A 17,566-nucleotide genomic window follows, 5' to 3' on the forward strand; every position below is an offset into this window, starting at 1 on the left:
CTGCGGCGTCTGTCAGTTAATTTGCTCAGGACGGAATGATGACGGTAATCGACAATCACGAGGCTCTTGCGGAAGACGGCGATTTTCGCCTGTCGGAAGCCAGTGCGCGCGATTATTTCGAGCTTCTGAAGCCACGGGTCATGTCGCTCGTGGTCTTCACAGCCTTTGCCGGCCTGGTGCTGGCACCGGGTCACATCAATCCCGTTCTCGGCCTGATCGCCATTCTCTGCATTGCCGTCGGCGCAGGCGCGTCGGGTGCGCTCAACATGTGGTATGACGCCGATATCGACGCCGTCATGAGCCGCACCGCCAAGCGCCCGATCCCGGCCGGCCGTATCCTGCCCAAGGAGGCTCTGGCCTTCGGCCTCGTGCTCTCCTGCTTCTCGGTGACGATCCTCGGTCTCGCGATCAATTGGCTGTCGGCCTTCATTCTCGCCTTCACCATCTTCTTCTACGCCGTCATCTACACGATGTGGCTGAAGCGCTCGACGCCGCAGAACATCGTCATCGGTGGCGCGGCCGGTGCTTTCCCGCCGATGATCGGCTGGGCCTGCGTGACCAATTCCGTCACGATCGAAAGCACTGTTCTTTTCCTCATCATCTTCCTCTGGACGCCGGCGCATTTCTGGGCGCTCGCGCTCTTCAAGATGAGGGATTACGAAGCGGTTGGCGTGCCGATGCTGCCGAACGTGTCGGGCGAGCGCACCACCAAGCATCAGATCGTTGCCTATGCCGTGCTGACGGCCGTCTGTGCGGTGCTGCCGACCTTCCTCGGCTTCGCCAGCGTTGGTTATGGCGTCGTCGCCGCAGCCCTCGGCGCGGTCTTCATATACTGTTCCATCGCCGTCTGGCGCATGCCCGACGGCGATCTCAAGATGATCCCTGCCAAGAAGCTGTTCGGCTTCTCGATCTTCTACCTCTTCGCCGTGTTCTCTGCGCTGATGATCGACCGGCTGGTCGCCACGCTGGTCTCATACGCAGGAGGCTCGTTCTGATGGATCTGGTCAAGCTGACCGAAGCGCAACGCAAGTCGCGCCGCAATCGCAACATCGCGCTCGGTGTGGTACTCGCCGGTCTGGTGATCCTTTTCTACGCCATCACCATCGTCAAGTTTCTGGGACATGGAGGCTGATGGAATGAGCGACGCCGTCAACGCACCGAAGAAGCCGCGCAACAATGCTGCCGTCGTCTTCATGTGCCTGAGCTTCGTCGTCGGCATGGGCGCTGCGAGCTACGCCGCCGTCCCACTCTATCGGCTCTTCTGCCAAGTGACCGGCTATAACGGCACGACACAGCGCGTGGACCAGGTTTCGAGCGTCATCCTCGACCGCACGATGCGCGTCACTTTCGATGCGAACGTCGCTCCCGGCCTGCAATGGGAATTCAAGCCGGTCGAGCGCGAGGTCAATCCGAAGATCGGCGAGACCATCCAGGTCAACTTCATCGCCGAGAACCGGTCCAACGAAACCCAGCGCGGCCAGGCGATCTTCAACGTCACGCCAGGCGAAGCGGGCGCCTATTTCAACAAGGTGCAATGTTTCTGCTTTAATGAAACGGACCTGAAGCCGGGCGAAAAGCTTGAAATGCCGGTCGTGTTCTACATCGATCCGGAAATTACCAAGGCCGCTGAATCGAAAAGCATTCACACGGTCACGCTGTCATACACGTTCTATCCCAAAGAGGGTCCGAAGCCGGTGGCTTCGAATGAGGGTAGTGCGGGACAGGCTGAAAAGAAACTTTGATTGAGGAGTGTTTCCGGCAGTGCCGGAAGCGGAGAAGGAAGACACCGGGGATCTGACATGGCCGATGCTCATCAGAAGAATCACGACTACCACATCATAGCTCCGAGCCCGTGGCCGATACTGGCCTCGCTCGGCGCATTCCTGATGGCCTTCGGCGGCGTCGGCTATATGCGCTACCTGAACGGCGGCTCGCTGCATGTTCTCGGCATCGAGTGGGCCCATCCGTGGCTCTTCTTCATCGGCCTCGCTCTCGTTTTCTACGTCATGTACGGCTGGTGGTCCGACACCGTGAAGGAAGCCCACGAGGGCGCCCATACCCGCGTCGTGTCGCTGCACCTGCGCTATGGCATGATCATGTTCATCGCTTCGGAAGTGATGTTCTTCGTTGCCTGGTTCTGGGCCTATTTCGACGCCAGCCTCTTTCCGCATGAAGCCATCCAGGCTTCGCGGCTCGCCTATACCGGCGGCGTCTGGCCGCCAAAGGGCATCGAGGTTCTCGATCCCTGGCACCTGCCGATCTACAACACCGTCATCCTGCTGCTCTCGGGCACGACGGTAACCTGGGCTCACCACGCTCTGCTGCACAACGACCGCAAGGGCCTTATCCAGGGCCTGACGTTGACGGTCCTGCTCGGCGTGCTCTTCTCCTCCGTCCAGGCCTATGAATATGCTCACGCTCCGTTCGAGTTCCGCAACTCGATCTACGGCGCGACCTTCTTCATGGCCACCGGCTTCCATGGCTTCCACGTTCTGGTCGGCACGATCTTCCTGCTGGTCTGCCTCATCAGGGCGTTGCGCGGTGATTTCACGCCGAAGCAGCACTTCGGCTTCGAGGCGGCAGCCTGGTACTGGCACTTCGTTGACGTCGTCTGGCTGTTCCTGTTCTTCTGCATCTACGTCTGGGGCGGCTGGGGCGCTCCGGTCGCGGCAGGCTGATCGAGGTCGGATAGAAATCAAAAAGGCGGGTGCCTTCGGCCCCGCCTTTTTCTTTGCCGCAACGTGGCTCTCTGATTTATCGCTGGCCGGCCAGCCTCTCGAAGGCCGAAGGATCGGGAATACCAAGATCCAGCTGATGGCGGATCGCCTCGGCGCATTCGAGCGCAGTCAGCACGGATGTATCGACCTCCATGTCGTAGAGACCTGGGCGATGCACCTCGTCCTGCCAGCGCTGCACCGGCTCCGGCACAGGCGTCTCCTCGGTGGCACGCAGGTAGAGGGTCTCGCGCCCGTCCTGATTGACCGCGCGCCGCTGCATGATCGTTTCGATCGGACATTTGACGCCGACGAACAGGACGGAAAATCCGTCGAGCCGCCTGGCGCAATCGCTGAGAATGCCGAGTGGCTGAGAATAGCTGTCGTGGTGGCCGAGATCGGCGACGACGTTGAGGCCCAAGCCGGCATGGATGGCGATCGATTCGTAGAGCGCCGCGTAGAGGAACGGCACGAGTTCTTCGAGGTCCGGCCGTTCGCCGCCGGGCCTCAATCCGATACCGGGCAGGTAGCGCTCCGGTGTCATGGCATTATAGCTGTCGACGCCGAGGTTGATCCACGGCCCCTCGAATTCTTCCTGGATTGCGCGCGCAATGCTGGATTTGCCGCTTCGCGGCGCACCGTTCAGGATAATGATCTGTCCGGCATGGCTGTCGTTGGTCATTAGTCTTCTTCTTCTGTTGGCGCGAATCACTGAGGCGAAAACGCGCAGGTATTTCCATTCGGGATGCGAATACTTTATGGGAGAGTTATGGCAGACGGCGAAAAGCCGTTTGCATGGAGATGGTGATGAATGAAGACAACGCGCAATTTCCCCCGGTCGATCCGGTCAAGACCGGCATCAGGGGATGCTGCCCGCGCTGTGGCCATGGCCAGCTTTTTGACGGCGTTCTCGGCCTGAAGCCGCGCTGTGCCGCCTGCGGACTCGATTATTCCTTCGCCGATGCAGGCGATGGTCCGGCCGTCTTCGTCATTCTCATCGTCGGTTTCATCATCATCGGCTCGGTGCTCTGGCTTCAGGTCAATTATGCGCCGCCGATATGGGTGCATATCCTGCTCTTCGGCCCGCTGACGATCATTCTGTCTCTGCTCGCACTGCGCTGGTGCAAGGGCATTCTCATCGCCATGCAATATCGTCACAATGCCCGTGAGGGACGCCTGAGTGACTGACATCCAAAGTCCGGCTCCGCGCCGCAAGCTGCCGATCTTTACCGGCATTGCCGTTCTCATCGCACTCGCCATCCTGATCTCGCTCGGCACCTGGCAGGTGGAGCGCCTGCACTGGAAAGAAGGCCTGCTCGCCGATATTGCCGAGCGTCGTGTCGCAGCCCCGGTTCCGCTTGCCGATATCGAGTCCATGGCGTCTCGGGGCGGCGATATCGAATACCGCACGGTCACCGCCACCGGCCGCTATATCAACAACAAGGAGCGCCACTTCTTCGCTACCTGGCGCGGCCGGACCGGCTATTACATCTACACGCCGCTGCAGCTTGAGGACGGGCGCTATCTTTTCGTCAACCGAGGCTTCGTTCCCTACGAGAACAAGGAGCCGGAAATGCGCATGCAGGGCCAGCTGACCGATCAGCAGACGGTGACCGGCCTCGCGCGCGCAAAACTTCCGGGAAAACCGTCCTCGCTGGTGCCGGACAATGACGTGGCGAAAAACATCTTCTACTGGAAGGATCTCGATGTGATGGCCTCCAGCGTCGATCTCGACAAGGCCAGCGTCATCCCCTTCTTCGTCGATGCCGATTCCACGCCCAACCCTGCGGGTTTTCCGATCGGCGGCGTCACGCAGGTCGATCTGCCGAACGACCATCTGCAATATGCCTTCACCTGGTATGGGCTGGCGGTGGTTCTCGCCGTCGTCGTCGCCATCTCCTGGTTCCGCCCCCGCAAGGGTGCTGCGCAATAGTATCGCTTCAATTCCGCCCCATATTGGGTTAGAGGTCCCTGAAGCTCAAACTGGGTATGTTATGAATATTGCGGCTAAACCTCCTTTGACGATCAGGCTTTGTGGTCCGCGAGGCTTCTGCGCCGGCGTCGACCGCGCAATCCAGATCGTCGTACTGGCGTTGAAGGCCTATGGCGCACCTGTCTATGTCCGCCATGAGATCGTGCATAACCGGTATGTCGTTGAAGGGCTGGAAGCAAAAGGCGCGGTTTTCGTCGAGGAGCTTGACGAGATCCCGGCCGAACACCGTGCCCAGCCGGTCGTCTTCTCCGCCCATGGTGTGCCGAAATCCGTGCCCGAGGATGCGAATGCCCGCAACCTCTTCTATCTCGACGCCACCTGTCCGCTGGTCTCCAAGGTTCACAAGCAGGCAATGCGCCACAATCGCCTCGGCCGCCACGTCATCCTGATCGGCCACGCCGGCCACCCGGAAGTGATCGGCACCATGGGCCAGCTGCCCGAAGGGACCGTCTCGCTCATCGAAACGGTCGAGGATGTGGATGCCTACGAGCCCGGTGATCCCGATAATCTCGGCTACGTGACGCAGACGACGCTCTCGGTCGACGATACCGCAGGCGTCATCAAGCGTCTGGAAGAGCGCTTTCCCAAGCTGCACGCGCCGGCTGCCGATTCCATCTGCTATGCCACGACTAACCGCCAGGAAGTGGTCAAGGAAGCCGCCCCCGGCTGCGATCTCTTCATCATCGTCGGCGCTCCGAATTCTTCCAATTCCAAGCGGCTCGTCGAAGTGGCGCTGCGGGCAGGAGCGAAGAACTCGATCCTCGTGCAGCGCGCTTCCGAGCTCGACTGGGATGAGATCGGTCCGATTGCAACTCTCGGCCTCTCCGCCGGCGCTTCCGCCCCGGAAGTGATCGTCAATGAGATCATCGAGGCATTCCGCACTCGCTTCGACGCCCGTGTCGAGCTTGCCGAAACGGTTCAGGAAAACGAGCACTTCCTCGTCAACCGCGAACTGCGCAGCCTTGAGCTGACGACGGCTGACATGGCATTCGTGAACGGGGAATAGGGCGGAGGGGAGTTCTCCTCCGCCCCACCCATCTGACAACATCGCCTCGACAGTGAGAGACCCACCTTGGCAGTTTATACCGATATCGCCGAAGACGAGCTGAAATGGTTTCTCACTGAATATGATGCCGGCCAGTTGCTCTCCTACAAGGGCATCGCCGAGGGCGTCGAGAATTCCAACTTTCTGCTGCATACGTCGAAGGCGCCGCTCATCCTGACGCTCTATGAAAAGCGGGTGGAAAAGAGCGATCTGCCTTTCTTCCTCGGCTTGATGCAGCATCTGTCGGCAGGCGGCCTGTCTTGTCCACTGCCATTGCCGCGCAAGGATGGCGCGTTGCTCGGCACACTGTCGGGCCGTCCGGCCGCGCTCATTTCCTTCCTTGAAGGCATGTGGCTGAGGAAGCCGGAGGCAAAACACTGCCGCGAGGTCGGCAAGGCGCTGGCGCAGATGCATGTCGCTGGTGAAGGTTTTGTACTGACACGGCCGAATGCGCTGTCGCTTGATGGCTGGCAGATGCTCTGGGACAAGTCGGAGGAGCGCGCCGACGAGGTGGAGTTTGGCCTGCAGAATGAAATCCGCAGCGATCTCAATTTCCTGCGCGCCTATTGGCCGAAGGATCTGCCCGCCGGTGTCATCCACGCCGATCTTTTCCCCGACAACGTCTTCTTCCTCGGCGATGAATTGTCGGGCCTCATCGATTTCTATTTCGCCTGCAACGATCTGCTGGCCTATGACGTCTCCATCTGCCTCAATGCCTGGTGCTTCGAGAAGGACGGCGCCTATAACATCACCAAGGGTACGCAGATGCTGGAGGGTTATCAGAGCGTGCGCCCTCTGAGCGAGGCAGAAATCAAGGCTCTGCCGGTCCTCTCTCGCGGTTCGGCGTTGCGCTTCTTTCTGACCCGTCTCTACGATTGGCTGACGACGCCCGAAGGCGCAATGGTCACCAAGAAGGATCCGTTGGAATATCTGCGCAAGCTGCGCTTTCATCGCCAGATTTCGTCGCCTGCGGAATACGGGTTGAGCCTATGAAGCACATCGATATCTTCACCGATGGCGCATGTTCCGGCAATCCAGGCCCAGGCGGCTGGGGCGCTGTGTTGCGTTACGGCGATGTGGAGAAGGAACTCTCCGGTGGTGAGGCTGAAACCACCAACAATCGTATGGAACTCATGGCTGCGATCTCCGCGCTCAGCGCACTGAAGGAGACTTGCGAGGTCGATCTTTACACCGACAGCGCCTATGTGAAGGACGGTATTTCCAAGTGGATTTTCGGCTGGAAGAAAAACGGCTGGAGGACCTCCGACAATAAGCCGGTGAAAAATGCGGAGCTCTGGCAGGCGCTGGAGGAAGCCCGCAACAGGCACAAGGTCACGCTCCATTGGGTCAAGGGCCATGCCGGCCACCCTGAGAACGAGCGCGCCGATGAGCTCGCCCGCAAGGGTATGGAGCCTTTCAAGAAGAGCAGGAAGGCAGGCTGATCAGGCCGCCTGTCGCTGCTCGTTGGCGGCAGCCTGGATCAGCTGGTGCATATATTCCAGCTTCGCTACGACCGGCTGCGACAGCACGAAGGGATAGGAATCGGCTTGTCCCATGCTGCGCTGGATGGCGTTGATCGCCAGGCTGAGCGGCACCCAGGCGCTGACGAGCTGCTCGGCGCTCTGCGCCCGGTAAGGATTGAAATCCACCTCCGCTGCGATCTCTTCATGTCCGCGTGGGTCGATCGCTATGCCGAAACTGCGGGCCGTTTCCAGAGTATCGACGATGTGCAGGTAATGCGCGAAGCATTCCGCAAAATCCTCCCAGGGATGGACGGAGGCGTAGGCGCTGATGAAACTTTCCTGCCAGCCGGGTGCCGGCCCATTGGCGTAGCGCTCCTGAAGGGCTGCCGCATAATCCTGCCTTTCGTCACCGAAGACGGCGCGGAATGCGTCGAAGCCGTTGCGGTCACGCACCAGCTTGTCCCAGATGAAGTGCCCGGTCTCGTGACGGAAATGTCCAAGCAGGGTGCGATAGGGTTCATCCATTGCCGCGCGCGCCTGCTCGCGCGTCAGGTCATCTGCTTCGGCCGCACGGATGGCGATCAATCCTTCCTCGTGCCCGGTCATCGCCGGCACGACATTGCCGTCATTCTGGACGGTGTCTTCGAGGAAGTCGAAAACGAGGCCGCCTTGCGGATCTTCCTGCCGGTCGGGATGCGGCAGCTTCCAACGCAACAACGAATAGAAGAGGTGGCGTTGTGCCTGGCTGATGCGCCGCCAGCGATCGATACCCTCCTGCGTGTCGGTATTCGGCACAAGTCGGTTATGTCGGCAGGCAATGCAGAAATCATTGCCGTCATCGACCAGCCAGTTGCAGATGTCGAGACCCGCATTGGCGCAAAACCGCACGAGCCGGTTCGGATCGGAGACGAGCTGCCAGTTCACCTCGTCGCGTGATTCCAGCGCATGCATGGACAGATCGCTGGCGAAAAAGCCCAGGCGATGGTTGCAGCGCACGCACAGCCTGTTGTCGAAATGAATGACCTGATCGCAATTGTCGCAGGTAAACAACCGCATGGCAGCCCCCTACAGGTAGGATATGACGGAAAATGCCCGCCGCACATGGGTGCGACAGGCATTGAACTGGGCATGAAACCGACGGTCAGAGGCGGTCGACAGCGCCCTTAAGCTTGTCCTTCACCTTGCCGCTTGCGACCTGCGCCTTGCCCTTGGCTTCCTGCATGCCGCCCTTGGCCTGCATTTCACGGTTGCCGGTGGCCTTGCCTGCTGTCTTCTTTGCCTTTCCGGCCATCTCGTTGACCTTGCCGGAAATCTTATCGCCAGTGCTACCCATTTCGATGTCTCCTCTCGGGTGATCGCGGACGGGGTGCCCGCGCTTGCCGATTGGAAACGCCAATGGAAGAATTTCGTTCCGGAATGGTGCAGTCTCAGGCGTGACCGGCTTCGGCCGAAAGCATGGCCGGTGTGATACCCATGCTGGCAAGCGCCCGCTCATACTTGTCGTCGAGGCAGCGATCGAAGATCAGCTCCTCATTGGCCGCGCAATTGAGCCAGCCGTTGGCGGCCACTTCGTTTTCGAGCTGGCCCGCACCCCAGGAGGAGTAGCCAAGCAGCATGGTGGCCCGCTTCGGGCCGCCACCCTTGGAGATGGCGCGCACGATATCGAGCGTCGCCGTCAGGCAGATATCGTCGCTGACGGGAATGGAGGAGTCGCTGATATAATCGTCGGAATGCAGCACGAAACCGCGACCGCTCTCGACCGGCCCGCCGGTCTGGATCGGAAATTCCCGGGCATCTTTCGGCAGCACGATGGAATCTTCCTGCTTGATCATATCGAGATGCAGCAGCACATCGGTGAAGGTGAGGCTCTGCGGGCGATTGATGACGAAGCCCATGGCGCCCGCATCCGAGTGGGCGCATATATAAATCACCGTGCGTGCGAAGTTTCGATCTTCCATGCCGGGCATGGCGATCAGGAACTGACCATCGAAAAATCCGCGTTCCCGTCTGTTCTTCAGCGTTGAAAGGGACATGGTTCCTCCTGCCGCCAGACTGCACTAAGGCTCCGACAAGAGAAACATGGGGCAATGTCACAAATCAATCAACTGAAAATGAAGATTTAAATGGGCGGGACTTCTAGCGGCAATTGGCGAGTTTCGGTAAACCCTTGTTCCATGAGAGTTATTTCATTACTTGTCCGGCCCCTGTTAATTGCAGTCGTTTCGGCTTCATCCATGCTTGGATTGTTGCCGGTGGCGCATGCAGAAATGAGCAACTGGGCGGAGAATGAGGGCGGTCGGATGCGTCTCGTGGCTCTGCCGCCGGATGCTGATGGCCATATAAGGGCCGGCCTCCAGATCGAGCCGAAGCCCGGCTGGATTACCTATTGGCGTGAGCCGGGCAATAACGGTATCCCCCCGCAGATCACCATCGTACCGCAAAGCGGCGTAACGCTTGACGCAATTTCCTATCCCGTCCCGAAATATATCTCCCGCGGCAAGGTCGAGGACATCGGCTATGATGCACCGGTAACCCTGCCACTATCGCTGACGGCTTCGAAGGCAGGGCCGGTCGCAATAGACGCCACTGCGTTCATCGGCATCTGCAAGGATATTTGCATTCCTTTCCAGGCGCAGCTTTTACTGAAATTCGAAGCTGTTGCCCAATCGCGCCCGCAGGAGGAGATAATCCTTCGCGACGCTGCCGCCCGTCTTCCCGAAGCCCCGACTGCCGATTTTAAGGTCGTGGCACACGCCGTATCGAGCGACCTCAAACAGCTCTCGTTGAAGATCACACTGCCGGAGGCGGGAGGCGGTACTCCCGATATCGTCGCGACCGGTCCCAGCGGCTATGCCTTTACGAAGCAGACGAATATCGGCCGCAGCGGCAAGGCCTACTCCACCGATATTACGATCGGCAAGCTGCCGAAGAATTACGACATAAGGGGCAAGCAGTGGGGTGTGCTCGTCATTGACGGCACGCGCGCCATGGAAACCACGCTTGCCTTTGATTGACCGCATCTTATAGTCCCTCCCGATCCCCTGCGGCCTTGCCGCGGCCAGCCTGAACCGAGGAGAAAATCCATGACCATCGCGATCGGCGACAAGCTTCCTGCCGCCACCTTCAAGGAAAAAACCACCGACGGCCCGGTCGAAACCACCACCGAGCAACTGTTCGCCGGCAAGCGCGTCGTGCTCTTTGCCGTGCCGGGTGCCTTCACGCCTACCTGTTCGCTGAACCATCTGCCGGGCTATCTGGAAAACCGCGATGCCATTCTCGCCAAGGGCGTCGACGATATTGCCGTCCTTGCCGTCAACGACTGGCATGTCATGGGCGCCTGGGCGCAGTCCTCGGGCGGCCTCGGCAAGATCCACTTCCTCGCCGATTGGGATGCCGGCTTCACCAAGGCGGTCGGCCTCGATGCCGATCTTTCCGGAGGCGGCCTCGGCGTGCGCTCCAAGCGCTATTCGATGCTGGTCGAGAACGGTGTCGTGAAGTCGCTCAATGTCGAGGAATCGCCCGGGCAGGCGACGGTTTCCGGTGCCGCGGCGATGCTCGAGCAGCTCTGAGCCGGAACCCATTGATGCTTGTGTGAAAGGCGCCTTCGGGCGCCTTTTTTATTTGTCGTTGAAACAGGCGCCGATATGGCGCCGGTCGTCTTTGCCTCATTCCTGCCGCAATTGTTATAACATAACCGTAATGTTATTACATAAAAGGAATGAGCAATGCCGACCGCCCCCCAACGTTTCGCCATCAGCAGCCTGCTCGGACAATCGGCGCTGCTGCGTGCCGGCGGCGCAATCACTATCGTTGCGCTCCTGTGGCTTGCGATCCATTGGGCGATCTTACTGCCATGAGCGCGCCGGTCATCCGCCTCCACAATCTGACAGTTTCCTATGATCGCCACCCGGCGGTCCATCACCTCTCCGGCACGTTCCAGCCGGGGAGCCTGACGGCAATCGCCGGGCCGAACGGGGCGGGGAAATCCACGCTGCTGAAAGCGATCATGGGGGAACTGCGCCCGGCTGAGGGGCGAGTGGAGCACCGGCTGCAGCGCGCCGATTTCGGTTATCTTCCACAGGCAGCAGACATCAACAGGCGCTTTCCGATCTCCGTTCTGGATACGGTGCTGCTCGGAAGCTGGCGCTCGGCCGGCGCTTTTGGCCGCGTTGCGAAACAGGACGGTATGCGCGCCCGCGCCGCGCTCGGCATCGTCGGGCTGGAAGGCTTCGAGGCGCGCCACATCGGCTCGCTCTCGGCTGGCCAGTTCCAGCGCGTGCTCTTTGCCCGCCTGCTGTTGCAGGATGCCCGTGTCATCCTGCTCGATGAACCCTTCACCGCCATCGACGCCCGCACGACCAGGGACCTGCTCGATATCATCGCCCGCTGGCACGGCGACGGCCGGACAGTGATCGCCGTGCTCCACGATTTCGAGCAGGTGAGGGCGCATTTCCCGGAAACCCTGCTGCTCGCCCGCCGGCTGATCGGCTGGGGGATGACGCAGGAGGTCATGTCGTCAGCCAATCTGCTTGAGGCTCGCGCCATGGCCGAACGTTGGGACGAGGATGCCGAAGCTTGCGAGCCGGCGGCATGACGGCCTACGATATCTTCTTCGCTCCCTTTGCCGATTATGGCTTCATGCGCCGCGCGCTCGTCGCCTGCCTCTGCCTTGGTCTCGGCTCCGGTCCCATCGGCGTCTTCCTGATGCTGCGACGCATGAGCCTGATGGGAGACGCCATGAGCCATGCAGTGCTTCCGGGGGCGGCGATCGGCTATCTCGTTGCCGGCTCGCTGTCGCTGACTGCAATGGGCATTGGCGGGCTTGTCGCCGGCCTTTCTGTCGCACTGCTGTCCGGCGTCGTCAGTCGCATGACCGTGCTTCAGGAAGACGCGAGCTTTGCGAGCTTCTATCTCGCCTCGCTGGCCCTCGGCGTGCTTATAGTCTCGCTGCGAGGCTCCAACATCGATCTGCTGCATGTGCTGTTCGGCACGATCCTTGCCATCGATGCACCGGCACTGACGCAGATCGGCGCCATCACATCGGTTACATTGCTGGCACTAGCGGTCATCTACCGACCTCTGGTCGCGGAATGTTTCGATCCGGGTTTCCTGCGTGCCGTCGCCGGGCGAGGCCCGCTCTATCATTTTCTCTTCCTGCTCTTGGTGGTGCTGAACCTTGTCGCGAGCTTCCAGGCGCTCGGCACGTTGATGGCCGTTGGCTTGATGATGCTGCCGGCCGCGATCGCCCAGCTCTGGTCGCGCAGTTTGCCGGCCATGATGATGACAGCAGCGGTCAGCGCCGCAGCTTCCGGCTATCTCGGCCTCATCGCGTCCTATCACCTCGAGCTTGCCTCCGGCCCAACGATCATCATGACGGCGGCGCTGTTTTACGGGCTCTCCATCTTCTTCGCGCCGTCGGGCCTTGCCCGACGTTTCTTCCCCCGCCCGCATCTGAAGGGCTGATCACAGGAGCCATCAATGATATCCCGCAGACTGCTTCTCTCCGCCGCCTTGCCCGTGCTGATGGTGCTTTCAGCCGTGCCGGCTTCGGCCGAAACGCTGAAGGTCGTCGCTTCCTTCACCGTGCTTGCCGATGTCGTCCGCCAGGTCGGCGGCGATCACGTCAAGGTCACGAGTCTCGTCGGCCCGAACGGCGATCCCCATGAATTCGAGCCGTCGCCAGCCGATGCCAAAGCGCYGAACGCCGCAAAGGTCACCTTCGTCAGTGGCGAGGGGCTGGAAGGCTGGATGGATCGCCTCATCACCGCCTCCGGCTACAAGGGCAAACCCATCACGGTCTCCGAGGGCATCAACACCCGCACCATGGAAGAGGACGGAAAGACCGTCACCGATCCGCATGTCTGGAACAGCCCCGTGAATGTGAAGATCTGGGTCGCCAACATCGAAAAGGCGCTGTCCGCTGCCGATCCGGCCGATGCGGCAGCCTTCAAGGCCAATGCCGAAAAGTACACGAAGAAGCTCGACGAGCTGGATGCCTATGCCCATTCCAAGTTCGACAAGATCGCCGATAATAGCCGCAAGGTGCTGACCAGCCACGATGCTTTCGGTTACTTCGGCCGGGAGTATAATGTCAGCTTCTTGGCGCCGCTCGGACTTTCGACTGAAAGCGAAGCGTCTGCCGCTGAGGTCGCCAAGCTGATCGAGCAGATCAAGCAGGAGCGCGTGAAGACTTACTTCTTCGAAAACTCGAACGATCCGCGGCTCGTCAAACAGGTTGCCACCGCCACCGGAGCCAAGCCGGGCGGTGAGCTTTACGTCGAATCGCTGTCGGACACCAAAGGCCCGGCGCCGACCTACGAGAAGATGTTTCGCTACAATGTTGACCAGCTCTCCGCAGCGATGGCGAAATCGAGCTGATCAAGGAATATTAGAGAACCAGATCGAAGACGAGGAGGCCGGCCAGGCCTCCATCCGTTGACGTGACGATACGCTCGCCGACGGCCACATGCTCGGGATGCACGAGATAGGTATCCCGGGCCTCCGGGCTCTCGAAGGTCACTGCAAATCCGTCGACGAAGCCGCCATGCAGCCCCTCGGGTGAAACATTCGGCCCGTATTTGATATCCAGAATGCCTGGAATTACCTGCTTCAGCGCCACGATGGCGTCGAATAGCGCCTGCTTGTCATCTGGTGTCATGGCGCTCTTCAGCCGCATGAATACGCAATGCAGGATCATAAGGGGCCTCCCGGTTGTGTTTTCGGGCAGAATAACTGTCATGGCCGGGAGGGCAAGGCGGTAAACCGCGTCCTCCCCGCATTCCTCTGTGGGCAAATCCGCTCAGGCCCGCTTCGTCAGCGGAAACCGTTCCCTCAGCAGTCGCAGCACCGATTCCGACGGCATCGGCGGACCGAAGAGATAGCTCTGGCCATAGCTGCAGCCCATCTTGGCAAGCTCGATCGCATCCTCGTTGGATTCGATGCCCTCGGCGACCACCTTCATCTCCAGCTCGCGCGCCATGGAGATCACCGATCTCAGCACGGTTGCCTTCTTGTCGCTGTTGTCGCGCACCAGCGCCTTGTCGAGCTTGATTGTGTCGAAGGGGAAGCGGGTGAGATAGGCAAGCGAGGAATAGCCGGTGCCGAAATCGTCGAGCGCCAGGCCAAGGCCTGCTTCCTTCAGCTTCTGCAACACGAGACGGGCCTGTTCCGGATTTTCCATCACCATGGATTCCGTCAGTTCCAGTTTCAGCCTTGAAGGATCGCAATGGGTTTTCGCCAGCACCGAGCGGACGTCGTCGTAAAGCTCGTTGTTGAGAAGCTGCACGCTGGAGAGGTTGATGGAGACGAAGATCGGTAGTTCGCCGGTCTGGTTCTGCCACCCCATCAGGTCGTTGGTCGCCTGTTCCAGCGCGAAGATGCCGAGCGCGCCGATGATGTCGGAAGCTTCGGCGATCGGGATGAATTCCGAGGGCGGGATATTGCCGCGTTTGGGATGTTCCCAACGCATCAGCGCCTCGAAACCGGCAATCTCGACATCCTCCAGCCGCGCGATCGGCTGGTAGACCATCGAAAGTTCCTTGCGTTCGATGGCGCGACGCAGATCCGATTCAAGCTGCAGGCGGTCGGTGCCGAAATCGCGGAAGGCCGGCTGGAAGGGCTCGACACGGTTGCCACCGGCGCGCTTGGCCCGATACATGGCAAGCTCGGCGTCGCTGAGCAGGCCGGATGCACTTTCCTGCTGGTCCACCCAGGAGGTGAGGCCGATCGAAGCGGTCAGGATGATCTCGCGGTTGGAGAAATTGATCGGCACCATGATCGCCTTGCTCATCGCATCGGCGAAATCCGCGACCTTGGCCGGATCGTGCTCGGAAACAAGGATGAGACCGAACTGGTCGCCCGAGAGACGCGCCAGCGTATCCTGCGGTTTCAGAAGCCGGCGGAGACGCCGGGTGAGTGCGATCAGGATATTGTCGCCCGCGGCCACTCCGAGCGAATCGTTGACCAGCTTGTAGCGGTCGATGTCGATCACCATCACGGTCGGACGCAACGTCTCGCCACCCGGTGCCAGCGTCAGCACCGACTGCAGGCGGTCTATGAAGACCTGCCGGTTCGGCAGGCCCGTCAGATTATCGTGCAGCGCATCGTGCAGCAGCCGCTCGACGGAATTCTTCTGCTCGGTCACATCGACGATCGTGCCCACGCAGCGAATGATTTCGCCGTTCGAGCCGAGCACCGGCCGGGCACGGATCAGGAGCCAATGGAAGTGCCCGTCTTCGGCGCGGATGCGGAACTCGTGGTTCAGCCGGCCGCGGCGATGTTCCAGGAGCACATCAAGCGTTGCCCGGAAACGGTCGCGATCGTCAGGGTGCAGCCGCGGCAGCCAGTTGCGCGCCGCGCCATGCATCGTGCCCGGCGAAAGCCCGAGTTTTACGGAAACATCGGGAATGGTGACGACGCGGTCGCGCGCTACGTCCCAGTCCCAGACCATGTCGCCGGAGCCCGTCAGCGCCAGCGACTGGCGTTCGAGATCGGAGAACAGACCCTGCTGGAAGGCGCCGCCCGCAAAGGCGTGCTGCATCACGGTGAATCCGATCAGGAGCACGATGAGGACGAGACCACCGCCGAGTGCGGGCTGAATGATGTCATTGTCGAGCCGGCCGGTGATCGTCATCCACGCGCCAAACAGCCACACAAGCGTCAGCGCCCAGGCAGGCACAAGCAGGATGGCGCGGTCATAGCGGTTGAAGCCGAGGTAGATGATCAGCAGGAGGCCGGTCGCCGCCGTCAGTGCGAAGGAGAGCCGAGCAATGCCGGCCGCAATCGACGGATCATAGATCGCAACGCCGAAGAGCAGCGCAAGACCCAGCACCCAGGCAAGCGTGGCATAGCCGAGATGCACATGCCATCGGTTGAGATTGAGATAGGTGAAGAGGAAGATCACGAAACTCGAGGCGAGCGCCACCTCCGCACAGGCGCGCCATATTCGTTGATCCGCCGAGGCGACGCTGATCAGCTTTCCGAGGAAGCCGAAGTCGACGCAGATATAGCCAAGCACCGCCCAGGCAAGTGCTGCCGTCGCCGGCAGCATCGAGGTTCCCTTGACGACGAAAAGGATGGTCAGGAAAACCGCCAGCAGGCCGGCAATGCCGAGTACGATGCCGCGATAGAGCGTGAAGGCGTTGATCGTGTCCTTATAGGCATCCGGCTCCCACAGATAGATCTGCGGCAGGTCGGGTGTCGCAAGCTCGGCCACGAAGGTGATGACGGCACCGGGGTTCAGCGTGATGCGGAAGACGTCCGCTTCGTCGCTCGGCTGGCGGTCGAGTGCAAAACCTTCGCTGGGGGTAATGGCAATGATGCGCTGCGAGCCGAGATCGGGCCAGAACAGCTTGGAATTGACGAGACGGAAGTGCGGCGCGACGATGACGCGCTCAAGCTGCTCTTCCGAGACATTGGCAAGCGCAAAGACTGCCCAGTCGCCCTGATGGTTTTCCGAACTTGCCCGCACTTCGATACGCCGGCGGATACCATCGGCGCCGGCCGCGGTGGAAACCTGGAAGGCTTCGCCCTGGTTGGCGTAGATTTCGGTCGTGGCAGTCAGGTCCAGCGCAGTATCGTCGCGGGAAATCTTCACCGGTTCGGCCGCCTGCACGGTTCCCGCCGCAAGGGCGAATACCGACAGGAGAAGGGCTGCGATCACCGTGATCACTCGTCCGGACGGTGACGTCAGCAGCATGCGGTCTTTGTTCATCGGCTGTTGGGTTTCCTGCCTGTATCCGCGTCACTGGCCAGACGTGAAAACATCACGTGATCATGCCACTGACCGTTGATCTTCAAATATCCGCGCAGGTAGCCTTCCCGCTGGAACCCGGCTTTCTCAAGCAGGCGAATGCTCCGTGCATTGTCTGGAATACAGGCTGCTTCAATACGGTGCAACTCAAGCCCGGCGAAGATATAAGGAATAACCAGTTGAAGTGCGGCAAACATATGGCCCTGGCCGGCAAAACGCTCGCCCATCCAATAGCCGATCATGCAGCTTTGGGCCGCACCCCGGCGGATATAGCCGATGGTGACGCCGCCAACGAGCGTCATGTCCTTCCTTAGAAAAATGAAGAGCGGGACTGCCTGTCCCGAAGCATATTCCTGTTTGCCGCGGATCACCCGGGCGCGAAACGATCCCTCGGTCAGCTCGTCGCGCCGCCATGTCGGCTCCCAGGGCTCCAGAAATCGGCGGCTATCGGCGCGAAGCCGGTGCCACTGGCTGAAATCCTGATAGCGCGGCAGGCGCAAGACATATTTATCGTTTTCGAGTTCGACCGCTTCAGGCTGTCGCGATAGGAACCGAAAAACCGATTTTGGCATCGATACCCCTCGGCGCAACGGACGTGTC

General features: G+C 60.5%; 23 protein-coding genes. 15 read left to right on the forward strand and 8 right to left on the reverse strand.

Annotation, left to right across the window (positions count from 1 at the left end; genetic code table 11):
* Positions 1 to 38 precede the first annotated feature (38 nt).
* From AC1DF8_RS23865 to AC1DF8_RS23880, 4 genes are read left to right on the forward strand one after another with little or no spacing between them, the layout of a single operon-like run.
* A complete protein-coding gene (locus AC1DF8_RS23865; protein WP_478155379.1) occupies positions 39 to 995 on the forward strand; it encodes a heme o synthase in 957 nt (318 codons plus the stop codon).
* Entirely contained in the window at positions 995 to 1,132 is a 138-nt protein-coding gene (locus tag AC1DF8_RS23870; RefSeq protein ID WP_183848187.1) for a hypothetical protein, read from the forward strand. The genes AC1DF8_RS23865 and AC1DF8_RS23870 overlap by 1 nt, the downstream gene beginning before the upstream one ends.
* 4 nt (positions 1,133 to 1,136) lie before the next feature.
* Positions 1,137 to 1,742: a cytochrome c oxidase assembly protein gene (locus AC1DF8_RS23875; RefSeq protein ID WP_112542956.1), complete on the forward strand. Its 606-nt coding sequence runs from the start codon at positions 1,137 to 1,139 to the stop codon at positions 1,740 to 1,742.
* A gap of 57 nt (positions 1,743 to 1,799) precedes the next feature.
* On the forward strand, positions 1,800 to 2,678 hold the full coding sequence (locus AC1DF8_RS23880) for a cytochrome c oxidase subunit 3 (RefSeq protein ID WP_112542957.1): 879 nt from the start codon (positions 1,800 to 1,802) through the stop codon (positions 2,676 to 2,678).
* 76 nt (positions 2,679 to 2,754) lie between these two features.
* On the opposite strand, the gene AC1DF8_RS23885 is transcribed toward AC1DF8_RS23880, so the two are convergent.
* The gene (locus AC1DF8_RS23885) at positions 2,755 to 3,396 is read right to left on the reverse strand and encodes a chloramphenicol phosphotransferase CPT family protein (RefSeq protein WP_478155313.1); all 642 of its coding nucleotides are present in this window, start codon (positions 3,394 to 3,396) and stop codon (positions 2,755 to 2,757) included.
* A 125-nt stretch (positions 3,397 to 3,521) separates the two neighbouring features.
* Between AC1DF8_RS23885 and AC1DF8_RS23890 the strand changes: the two genes are divergently transcribed.
* The 5 genes from AC1DF8_RS23890 to rnhA all read left to right on the forward strand — a co-directional run bounded on the left by AC1DF8_RS23890 (position 3,522) and on the right by rnhA (position 7,194).
* Complete coding sequence (locus AC1DF8_RS23890; RefSeq protein WP_112543126.1) at positions 3,522 to 3,902, forward strand: DUF983 domain-containing protein; 381 nt, start codon at positions 3,522 to 3,524, stop codon at positions 3,900 to 3,902.
* A complete protein-coding gene (locus AC1DF8_RS23895; RefSeq protein ID WP_478155314.1) occupies positions 3,895 to 4,647 on the forward strand; it encodes an SURF1 family protein in 753 nt (250 codons plus the stop codon). The genes AC1DF8_RS23890 and AC1DF8_RS23895 overlap by 8 nt, the downstream gene beginning before the upstream one ends.
* A gap of 61 nt (positions 4,648 to 4,708) precedes the next feature.
* Complete coding sequence (gene ispH, locus AC1DF8_RS23900) at positions 4,709 to 5,713, forward strand: 4-hydroxy-3-methylbut-2-enyl diphosphate reductase (RefSeq protein ID WP_478155315.1); 1,005 nt, start codon at positions 4,709 to 4,711, stop codon at positions 5,711 to 5,713.
* Positions 5,714 to 5,779: 66 nt separating this feature from the next.
* Entirely contained in the window at positions 5,780 to 6,745 is a 966-nt protein-coding gene (locus AC1DF8_RS23905; protein WP_112542961.1) for a homoserine kinase, read from the forward strand.
* Positions 6,742 to 7,194, forward strand: coding sequence for a ribonuclease HI (gene rnhA / locus AC1DF8_RS23910; RefSeq protein ID WP_113015008.1), 453 nt, complete (start codon positions 6,742 to 6,744; stop codon positions 7,192 to 7,194). The genes AC1DF8_RS23905 and rnhA overlap by 4 nt, the downstream gene beginning before the upstream one ends.
* On the opposite strand, the gene AC1DF8_RS23915 is transcribed toward rnhA, so the two are convergent.
* The 4 genes from AC1DF8_RS23915 to AC1DF8_RS23930 form a co-directional block, all read right to left on the reverse strand.
* Positions 7,195 to 8,271, reverse strand: a complete 1,077-nt coding sequence (locus AC1DF8_RS23915; RefSeq protein WP_478155316.1) for a zinc-binding metallopeptidase family protein — start codon at positions 8,269 to 8,271, stop codon at positions 7,195 to 7,197. It abuts the gene before it with no gap.
* A gap of 9 nt (positions 8,272 to 8,280) precedes the next feature.
* Complete coding sequence (locus tag AC1DF8_RS23920) at positions 8,281 to 8,373, reverse strand: hypothetical protein (protein WP_112543127.1); 93 nt, start codon at positions 8,371 to 8,373, stop codon at positions 8,281 to 8,283.
* Positions 8,357 to 8,548, reverse strand: coding sequence for a CsbD family protein (locus tag AC1DF8_RS23925; protein WP_037105617.1), 192 nt, complete (start codon positions 8,546 to 8,548; stop codon positions 8,357 to 8,359). The genes AC1DF8_RS23920 and AC1DF8_RS23925 overlap by 17 nt, the downstream gene beginning before the upstream one ends.
* 94 nt (positions 8,549 to 8,642) lie before the next feature.
* Positions 8,643 to 9,248, reverse strand: a complete 606-nt coding sequence (locus AC1DF8_RS23930) for a YqgE/AlgH family protein (RefSeq protein WP_112542965.1) — start codon at positions 9,246 to 9,248, stop codon at positions 8,643 to 8,645.
* Positions 9,249 to 9,389: 141 nt separating this feature from the next.
* Here AC1DF8_RS23930 and AC1DF8_RS23935 point away from each other — a divergent pair, with 141 nt between their 5' ends.
* The 6 genes from AC1DF8_RS23935 to AC1DF8_RS23960 all read left to right on the forward strand — a co-directional run bounded on the left by AC1DF8_RS23935 (position 9,390) and on the right by AC1DF8_RS23960 (position 13,593).
* On the forward strand, positions 9,390 to 10,229 hold the full coding sequence (locus AC1DF8_RS23935) for a protein-disulfide reductase DsbD domain-containing protein (protein WP_478155317.1): 840 nt from the start codon (positions 9,390 to 9,392) through the stop codon (positions 10,227 to 10,229).
* Positions 10,230 to 10,298: 69 nt separating this feature from the next.
* On the forward strand, positions 10,299 to 10,784 hold the full coding sequence (locus AC1DF8_RS23940; RefSeq protein WP_112542967.1) for a peroxiredoxin: 486 nt from the start codon (positions 10,299 to 10,301) through the stop codon (positions 10,782 to 10,784).
* A gap of 156 nt (positions 10,785 to 10,940) precedes the next feature.
* Positions 10,941 to 11,072 (forward strand): hypothetical protein, encoded by a 132-nt coding sequence (locus AC1DF8_RS23945; protein ID WP_478155318.1) that lies wholly within the window; start codon positions 10,941 to 10,943, stop codon positions 11,070 to 11,072.
* Positions 11,069 to 11,809, forward strand: a complete 741-nt coding sequence (locus AC1DF8_RS23950) for an ABC transporter ATP-binding protein (protein ID WP_113116274.1) — start codon at positions 11,069 to 11,071, stop codon at positions 11,807 to 11,809. The genes AC1DF8_RS23945 and AC1DF8_RS23950 overlap by 4 nt, the downstream gene beginning before the upstream one ends.
* Complete coding sequence (locus tag AC1DF8_RS23955; protein ID WP_183887387.1) at positions 11,806 to 12,678, forward strand: metal ABC transporter permease; 873 nt, start codon at positions 11,806 to 11,808, stop codon at positions 12,676 to 12,678. The genes AC1DF8_RS23950 and AC1DF8_RS23955 overlap by 4 nt, the downstream gene beginning before the upstream one ends.
* A 15-nt stretch (positions 12,679 to 12,693) precedes the next feature.
* Positions 12,694 to 13,593: a metal ABC transporter solute-binding protein, Zn/Mn family gene (locus AC1DF8_RS23960; protein WP_478155319.1), complete on the forward strand. Its 900-nt coding sequence runs from the start codon at positions 12,694 to 12,696 to the stop codon at positions 13,591 to 13,593.
* A 10-nt stretch (positions 13,594 to 13,603) separates the two neighbouring features.
* Here the strand turns inward: AC1DF8_RS23960 and AC1DF8_RS23965 are convergent, their stop codons facing one another.
* The 3 genes from AC1DF8_RS23965 to AC1DF8_RS23975 form a co-directional block, all read right to left on the reverse strand.
* Positions 13,604 to 13,912 carry a Dabb family protein gene (locus tag AC1DF8_RS23965; protein ID WP_112542971.1) on the reverse strand — a complete coding sequence of 103 codons (309 nt, stop codon included), beginning with the start codon at positions 13,910 to 13,912 and terminating at the stop codon, positions 13,604 to 13,606.
* A 102-nt stretch (positions 13,913 to 14,014) separates the two neighbouring features.
* A complete protein-coding gene (locus tag AC1DF8_RS23970; protein ID WP_112542972.1) occupies positions 14,015 to 16,927 on the reverse strand; it encodes a sensor domain-containing phosphodiesterase in 2,913 nt (970 codons plus the stop codon).
* The gene (locus AC1DF8_RS23975; RefSeq protein ID WP_112542973.1) at positions 16,924 to 17,538 is read right to left on the reverse strand and encodes a GNAT family N-acetyltransferase; all 615 of its coding nucleotides are present in this window, start codon (positions 17,536 to 17,538) and stop codon (positions 16,924 to 16,926) included. The genes AC1DF8_RS23970 and AC1DF8_RS23975 overlap by 4 nt, the downstream gene beginning before the upstream one ends.
* Positions 17,539 to 17,566 lie beyond the last annotated feature (28 nt).

This window comes from Rhizobium sp. 05N49, assembly GCF_056396805.1.